Here is a 7,716-nt window from a genome sequence, read left to right on the forward strand (position 1 = left end):
GTCACCCCGGCGGGCTCGCGGGTGCCCGCGGGTACCGCGCCCCCGACGGGCTCGGACGGCGATCCGTCCGCCCGGCTCGGCTCGTCCTTGTCCCGGCCGGATCCGTCCCGGCCGGATCCGTCCCGGCCGGATCGGCCCCGGCCGGATCCGCCCGCATTGCCTCGGCGGGACTCGGCGGGCTGGCGGGCCGCCGGGACCGACACAGTCGCACGGGCCGCGCTACCGGTGGCGCGCGAGGAGCCGTCCGACCCGGCGCCGTGCGGCTGGGCGGGGCGGACCCCGGCGTCCGGCGCCGAGGCCAGAACCGAGCGCTCGGCACTGGACCGCGCGTGGCGGCCCCGCGGCCCGTAGCTGCTGTACTGGCCGTAGAAGTAGGCGTCCGGGCCCTTGGTCGGGACCATGTTGAGCACCGTGCCGACCATCCGGGCGTCCACCGCACGCAGCGCGTCGGTGGCGCGGCGAAGCTGCTCGCAGCGGGTCCGGCCGACCCGCGCCACCAGCAGCACGCCGTCGGTGCGGGTGGCGAGCACGGCGGCGTCGGTGACCGGCAGCAGCGGCGGGGCGTCGATGAGCACGTAGTCGAAGCGGGAGTGCAACAGCTCGATGAGCTCCGCCATGTTCTTCGAGCCGAGCAGCTCGGACGGGTTCGGCGGGACCGGCCCGGAGGCGAGCACCTCGACCTTGCCGGCGCCGACCCGGCCCTCGCCCCACGGCTGCAGCACGTCGTCGAGATCGGCGGCGCCGATGAGCACGGAGGTCAGCCCGGCGGCGGACTCGACGCCGAGGTAGGAGCCAAACGCCGGGCGGCGCAGGTCACCCTCGATCAGGCAGACCCGGTGCCCGCTCTGCGCCAGGCTGATCGCCAGGTTGCAGGCCGTGGTGGTCTTGCCCTCACCCGGCAGCGAGCTGGTGATGATGATCGAGCGCGGGCCGGCGTCGACATCGACGAACTGCAGGTTGGTGCGCAGCTGGCGGAAGGCCTCGGCGCGGGCCGAGTGCGGCCGGGCGTCGGTGATGAGCGGCCGGCGCACCGTGTCGGTGTCGTAGCCGATCGTCGCCAGGTTGGGCAGGTTGGTGGCGTCCGCGGCGTCATCCGGCCCGCTGATGCTGGTGTCGAGGCGGAACCGGATGATCGACGCGGAGATGCCGAGGATCAGGCCGAGCAGGATCCCCAGGGCGACGTTGCGGGTGGGCTGGGGCGAGACCGGCGAGTCCGGCAGCTTCGCGCGTTCCCACACACTCACCCGCACGGACGGCGGCCGGTCACCCGAGGGCGCCTCGATCTGGGCGACGGCGCGGGAGAACTCGGAGCCGACCGCGTCGGCGATCGCCCGTGCCTGCCCCGGCTCCCGGTCACGCACAGTTGCTTTCAGCAGCACCGTGTCCGGGACCGCCGCGGCGACGATCTGCCCGCGCAGATCCTCCGGCGTGGTCTTCAGGTGCAGCCGGTCGATGACGGCGCTCGCCACCCGGTCGCTGGACACCAGGTTGGCGTAGGACTTCACGCGCTGCTGGGACAGCAGGCTCCCCTGATAGGCCCCGGCGGCACCCTCGGTGCTGTCCGGCGAGGAGACGACCATGGTCACCGACGCGGCGTACTGCTTCGTGGTCCGCCAGGTCGCGGCGACGGCGAGTGCGCCGCCGAGCACGACAAAGGCCACGATGAGCATCCAACTGCGGCGAAGGACGCGGACATAGTCGCGCAGTTCCACTCGTCGACCACCCTCCCGGGATGAACGTCCCGACCACTCACCGTCATTGAGGACCCCCTCAACATACCCAGTGAGTAGCGATTATTTTACTCTCCGTTACGATTACTCTATGGCCTCATGTGGAGACGTAGAGTAGACGGCACAGTCCTCGGTCGGTGGACAGTGCAGCTCGCGCAGCGCGTGTCGCGCCTGGACCTCCGCCAGCGGGTCGGGCTGCAGATCGCTCTCGACAGCGTGGCGATGGTCGCCGGCCTCACCGCGGCACAGGTCGGCAGGTTCGACTACTCGCTCAGCGCGCTGTCCAGCCTCGGGTTCTGGGTGATCAGCGCGCTCGCGGTCTGTCTGCTCCATTTTCTTGGCACGGCCCTGCATCTCTACCTGGGGCGCTACCGTTTCGGCGGCTTCGAGGAAGTGCTCTGCCTGCTCGTGGCGGTGGTGCTGACGATCCTCGGGCTACTCATCGTCATCGCCGCCTTCGGCCCGCCCCGGCCGATGCCCCTGAGCGTCCCGCCCCTGGGCGGCACGGTGACCCTCGTGGTGATGTTCGGCGTGCGCTACCTGTGGCGGCTGCTCGAGGAACGCCTACGCCGGCCTGACCGCGATCACGCCCAGCCGGTGCTCGTCTTCGGCGCCGGTCAGGGCGGCGAAAGTGCGCTGGCCGCGATGCTGCGCACCCAGGACAGCCCCTACTACCCCATCGCGCTGCTCGACGACGATCCCCGCCTGCACAACCTGCGCCTGTTCGGCGTGCGCGTGCGCGGCGGGCGGGACGCGATCGACGCCGTCGCCGGCGCCACCGGGGCCCGCACGCTGCTGGTCGCCATTCCCAGCGCCGACGCCGAGCTGCTCCGGGAGATCAACAGAATCGCCGAGGACGCCGGACTCACGGTGAAGGTCCTGCCCAAGGTCAGTGATCTCATCGACGGGCGGGTCGGCGTCGGCGACATCCGCGACCTCGACCTCGCCGACCTGCTCGGCCGGCGCCAGATCAGCACCGACATGGCCGCCGCGGCCGGGTACCTCGTCGGGCGCCGCGTCCTGGTCACCGGTGCCGGCGGTTCGATCGGCGCGGAGCTGTGCCGCCAGATCGCCACCTTCGGACCGGCCGAGCTGGTCATGCTGGACCGGGACGAGTCGGCGCTGCGCGCGGTGCAGCTGTCCATCACCGGCCAGGCGATGCTCGACGACGACGCGATCGTCCTTGGCGACATCCGCGACCTCGACCTGATGACCAAGCTGTTCGCGCAGCGCCGCCCGCAGGTCGTCTTCCACGCCGCCGCGCTCAAGCACCTCCCGCTGCTGGAGCGCTTCCCCGGCGAGTCGGTCAAGACCAACGTCTGGGGCACGCTGGCGATTCTGCGCACGGCCGCGGCCTGCGGGGTGGAACGCCTGGTGAACATCTCGACGGACAAGGCGGCCAATCCGACCAGCGCGCTGGGGTTCTCCAAGCGGATCACCGAGCGGCTCACTGCGGCCGTGGCCCGCGAGGCGTCGGGAACGTTCGTCAGCGTGCGCTTTGGCAACGTGCTGGCGTCCAACGGCTCGGTGCTGACCGTGTTCGCCAGCCAGATCGCCGCCGGCGGCCCGATCACCGTCACCCACCCGGACGTCACCCGCTACTTCATGACCATCCCCGAGGCGGTCCAGCTCGTCCTGCAGGCCGGTGCCCTCGGCGCACCCGGCGAGGCGATGGTCCTCGACATGGGCGAGCCGGTGCGGATCGACGACGTCGCCCGGCGCCTCGCCGCCCGGGAGGCCCGGCCGATCGAGATCGTCTACACCGGCCTCGGCCCAGGCGAGAAGCTGCATGAGGAGCTGTTCGGCACCGGCGAGGCCGACCGACGGCCGCATCATCCCCTCATCTCCCACGTGGAGGTGCCCGCCCTGGATCCGACCGAGGCCCTCGACCTCGACCCGTGGGCACCGCCGGCGACGGTGCTCGCCGACCTCGCGGCGCTCGCGGGCGAGCAGGTCCTGGTCGCCACCACCCCGGCCACCGGGCCCGCCGCCGACCAGGCCGCCGCGACCGCCGACCTGATCACGGGCCTGATTCCCCGACAGCAGGCGGCGCAGAGCGCCGACGGACGCCCGTCACCGACGCGTTGACGGCGCCCGCCGGAGCCAGTCAGAGCCCACCGGACGGTCAGAGCCCACCGGACGGCCAGAGCCCACCGGACGGCCAGAGCCCACCGGACGGCCAGGGCCCACGGTAGGTCAGGGCCGGCGCGGGGCGGCGGGGGCGGCCCCGCCACCGGCCTGAGCTGACCGCCCGGCCGGCGCGACCGGGCCCCGCCCGGCGTACCAGGCGAGCGTCGCGTCCAGCGCGTCGGCGAACTCCAGCCCGACCACGTCGGGGAACAGCTCGCGCATCGTGTCGGTGGCCGCCTGGGAGTCGCGGACGTCACCGCCCCGCGGCGCGTCGTGGCGGACGTCGAGCCGGCGCCCCAGCGCCCGTTCCAGCTCGGTGACGACGGTGAGCAGGTCCGTCCGCGTGCCGAAGGCGATGTTGACCGGGTGCGGGTGGCTCAGCCGGCGCAGCGCCGCGTCACAGAGCATCCCGGCGACGCCCGCCACGTAGGTGAAGTCACGGGTCTGGCGGCCATCGCCGTGGATCGTCAGCGGCCGGCCGGCCAGCGCCGCCTCGATGAAGGTGGGGATCACCGCCGCGTAGGCGTGACCGGCCGACTGGAAGGGCCCGAAGACGTTGAACAGCCGCACGGCGAGCACCGGCAGATCGAAGGCGGCACCGTAGGACAGGGCGTACCCCTCGGCCGCGAGCTTCGAGGCCGCGTAGGGGCTGCGCGGCCGGCACGGCGCGTCCTCCCCCCGCGGCATCGGGCCCGCCCCGCCGTACACCGAGGACGAGGACACGACGACGACGTGCGTCTCGGCGCGCTGGGCCACATCGAGCACCGTGAGGGTGCCGGTCGCGTTCACGGCGTGCGTGGCCATCGGGTCGAGTAGCGAGCGCTCCACCGACGGTCGGGCGGCCAGATGCACGATGCTGTTCGCGCCGTTGCACGCCTCCTCGACCATGGCGCGGTCGGTGACGCTGCCGACCATCAGTTTCACCGGCAGGCCGGTGAGGTTCGACACCGCGCCGGTGCTGAGATCGTCGATCACAACGACCTCGGCACCAGCGCCGAGCAGGGCCCTGGTCAGGTGCGCACCGATGAAGCCGGCACCTCCCGTCACGACTACCTTCACCGATTCATCACCCTTCGAGGTCAGAAGGATGCCGATGGTAGTCGATCCGGGGCCACGCTCCGCGCGCCACACTCCGGGCAGCGACAGCCACCCCCACCATCAGACGCTCTGAGTGTTGAGTTGAACACATAGAGATAACGCTCTACGGTCGCCCGGTGCCCGACCTCCCACGCTCCCTGGTGATCGTGGGGGCCGGTGGCCACGGTCGGGAGCTGCTCGACGTCGTCGAGGCGGTCAACGCCGCCGGGCCGTCGGCCCGCTACACGTTCCTCGGGTTCCTCGACGACGGATCCGCCGACCCGGACCCGGTCGCCCGGCGCGGCGCGCCACTGCTCGGCGGCCTCGACCTGCTCGGCCGGCTCGACGCCGACTACCTGATCGGCCTCGGCGAGGCCACCGCGCGCCAGCACGTCGACCGGTACGCCTCCGTCCACGGCCGGCGGCCCGCCACCCTGGTCCATCCGCGGGCGAACCTCGGCGGCGACGTCCGGCTCGGCCCCGGCACCGTCGTCTGCGCGCTGGCCAGCATCACCACCAACGTCCGCACCGGACGGCACGTGGTGGTCGACGTCGCCGCGAGCGTCGCCCACGACTGCCGGCTCGGCGACTACGTCACCGTCGCGCCGGGCGCGCGGATCTGCGGCGGCGTCGCCGTCGGCGACCAGGCGTGGATCGGAACGCAGGCAAGCATCGCCGGACACCGGCAGGTCGGCGACCGGGCCATCGTCGGCGCCGGTGCCGTCGTCACCGACGACATCCGCGCGGCCGACGTCGTCGCCGGCGTGCCGGCCCGCCCCATCAACGCCGCCCCACCCCAGCCCACCGGAGAGGACTCGCTCGCACCGGGCTGACCGGCAGCAATCGGAAAGCCGCGTTCCATCATTGAAATCGCCGGCTTTGGCCGGTACCGATGGCGCCAGTCATCCTAGGATCAGTACGTGGATCGCTGGTTGAACCTCACAGGCTGCGACAACGTTCGTGATCTCGGTGGTCTGCCGACGACCGACGGCTCGCTCACGCGCCACGGCGCGCTGCTGCGGGCCGACTCGGTGCAGACCGCCTCCGCCGACGACGTGATCCTTCTGCGGGACACCTTCGGACTGCGGACCATCATCGATCTGCGGGCCAGGGAGGAGGCGGCGCGCGAGGGGCGCGGCCCCCTCGCCGCCGAGGCGATCGAATACCACCACCTGTCGTTCCTGCCCGGCGAGTGGGTGATGCCGGACGATCCGCGCTATCCCGCGATCGTGAAGGACCTCGACACCACCGACCGCATCGAGCACTACCTCAACTACCTGCGGGCCGCCGGCGACGCCGTGGCCCAGGCGCTGCGGGTGCTCGCCAGCCCGTCGGCGGGACCGGCCCTGTTCCACTGCGCCGCCGGGAAGGACCGCACCGGTGTGCTCGCCGCCCTGGTGCTCGGCATCGCCGGTGTCGAACAGGACGCGATCATCGACGATTACGCGCAGACCAACGAGCGGATCGCGCGCGTCTACGCCCGGCTCGCCGACCGCCCGTCGTACCGCCAGGTGGTGGCCCCCGCCTCGGCCGGCGACCTCGCGTGCCGTCCCGAGGTCATGCGCGGGTTCCTCGACGGTGTCGATGCCGGCTGGGGCGGGCCGGCGGCCTGGGCACTCCAGACGGGAGTCTCCGAACCGGAGCTGCGGGCGCTGCGCCAGCGACTGGTCGGCTAGCCGCCGGCCGCGCCGGCCGGCCAGTCCGCCTCGACGCGCCCGGGACGGAGAGGATGCGATGATCGATCGGGTGTCCGCTCGGGCCGCCGTGGCCGCGTTGTCAGTCGTCGCGCTGGTGGCGGGCTGCGGTCTGTTGCGGCAGGCCCACCAGGTCCCCGACGAACTGATCCCCGTGTTCCAGGCGGCCGCGGCGGCCTACGGCCTGCTCACTCCCGCCCAGCTTGCCGCCCAGGCGCGGGTGGAGAGCAAGTTCGACGCGCGGGCGGTGTCGCATGCCGGTGCCCGCGGCATGATGCAGTTCCTCCCCTCCACCTGGGCCGACTACGGCATCGACGCCAACCGCGACGGCCGGGCCGATCCGATGGATCCCCTCGATGCCATCCCGTCCGCCGCCCGCTACGAGTCGACGCTGGCCCAGCTGGTGGAGCACCTGCCCGGCGACCGCGTCTCGCTCATCCTCGCGGCGTACAACGCCGGTCCGGACGCGGTGCGCGCGGCCGGCGGCGTACCCGACATCGAGGAGACCCGGAACTACGTCAGCCGGGTGAACACCTGGGCAGCGGCGTTCGCCGACCAGCTCTAGCACCGGCGTCGGCGTCGGTCCCGGTCCCGGTCCGGGGGCCGGGCGGCCCGACGGTCAGGACACCCGCAACTGTTCCCCCGCCACCTGCACCTCGTCGCCGGGGGCGAGCTGGCGCCCCCGGCGGCTCTCGACCTCGCCGTTGACCCGCACCAGACCGCCGGTCAGCAGTCCCTTGACGTCCGAGCCGACGCCGACGACGTCAGCGAGCTTGAGAAACTGCCCCAGCCGTATTCCGTCACCCTGAATGCTCACCTCACGCATACCCCCAGCATCCCGGGTGACCGACATCGGGTGACCGGTGGCCCACCGACCGCCTCCGGTGTCGGCAATCCACCTGCCCGGCGCCGCGCTGAGGCATGCTGGCGGGCGTGGCAGGTGAAACCTCGGATCCACCGGACCGGGCCAACCCGGATGGCGAGCTCTCCCCGACGCCCGCGCCGGCAACCGGATCCGGGCCGCCCGACCCCGCTGGCCTGCCCGACCCTGCCGGCCTGCCCGACCCTGCCGGCCTGCCCGGCCC

7 protein-coding genes are annotated in these 7,716 nt (G+C 72.8%); 4 read left to right on the top strand and 3 right to left on the bottom strand.

Features of this window, described 5'->3' with window-relative positions:
* On the bottom strand, window positions 1–1,712 hold a 1,712-nt coding region (locus MXD58_RS15460; RefSeq protein WP_250609443.1), incomplete at its 3' end, for a tyrosine-protein kinase domain-containing protein.
* Window positions 1,713–1,829: 117 nt separating this feature from the next.
* Here MXD58_RS15460 and MXD58_RS15465 point away from each other — a divergent pair.
* The gene (locus tag MXD58_RS15465) at window positions 1,830–3,818 is read left to right on the top strand and encodes a nucleoside-diphosphate sugar epimerase/dehydratase (protein ID WP_248838333.1); all 1,989 of its coding nucleotides are present in this window, start codon (window positions 1,830–1,832) and stop codon (window positions 3,816–3,818) included.
* Between the two features lie 108 nt (window positions 3,819–3,926).
* On the opposite strand, the gene MXD58_RS15470 is transcribed toward MXD58_RS15465, so the two are convergent.
* Window positions 3,927–4,919 (bottom strand): NAD-dependent epimerase/dehydratase family protein, encoded by a 993-nt coding sequence (locus MXD58_RS15470; protein WP_248838332.1) that lies wholly within the window; start codon window positions 4,917–4,919, stop codon window positions 3,927–3,929.
* A gap of 155 nt (window positions 4,920–5,074) precedes the next feature.
* Here MXD58_RS15470 and MXD58_RS15475 point away from each other — a divergent pair, with 155 nt between their 5' ends.
* The 3 genes from MXD58_RS15475 to MXD58_RS15485 all read left to right on the top strand — a co-directional run bounded on the left by MXD58_RS15475 (window position 5,075) and on the right by MXD58_RS15485 (window position 7,196).
* Complete coding sequence (locus MXD58_RS15475) at window positions 5,075–5,770, top strand: NeuD/PglB/VioB family sugar acetyltransferase (protein WP_248838331.1); 696 nt, start codon at window positions 5,075–5,077, stop codon at window positions 5,768–5,770.
* A gap of 87 nt (window positions 5,771–5,857) precedes the next feature.
* Window positions 5,858–6,613 carry a tyrosine-protein phosphatase gene (locus MXD58_RS15480; RefSeq protein WP_248838330.1) on the top strand — a complete coding sequence of 252 codons (756 nt, stop codon included), beginning with the start codon at window positions 5,858–5,860 and terminating at the stop codon, window positions 6,611–6,613.
* A 58-nt stretch (window positions 6,614–6,671) separates the two neighbouring features.
* Window positions 6,672–7,196: a lytic transglycosylase domain-containing protein gene (locus MXD58_RS15485; protein ID WP_248838329.1), complete on the top strand. Its 525-nt coding sequence runs from the start codon at window positions 6,672–6,674 to the stop codon at window positions 7,194–7,196.
* A gap of 54 nt (window positions 7,197–7,250) precedes the next feature.
* Here the strand turns inward: MXD58_RS15485 and MXD58_RS15490 are convergent, their stop codons facing one another.
* The gene (locus MXD58_RS15490; protein ID WP_248821368.1) at window positions 7,251–7,457 is read right to left on the bottom strand and encodes an RNA-binding S4 domain-containing protein; all 207 of its coding nucleotides are present in this window, start codon (window positions 7,455–7,457) and stop codon (window positions 7,251–7,253) included.
* Window positions 7,458–7,716 lie beyond the last annotated feature (259 nt).

Origin of the sequence: Frankia sp. AgKG'84/4 (assembly GCF_023242965.2) — a bacterium.
Taxonomy (GTDB): domain Bacteria; phylum Actinomycetota; class Actinomycetes; order Frankiales; family Frankiaceae; genus Frankia.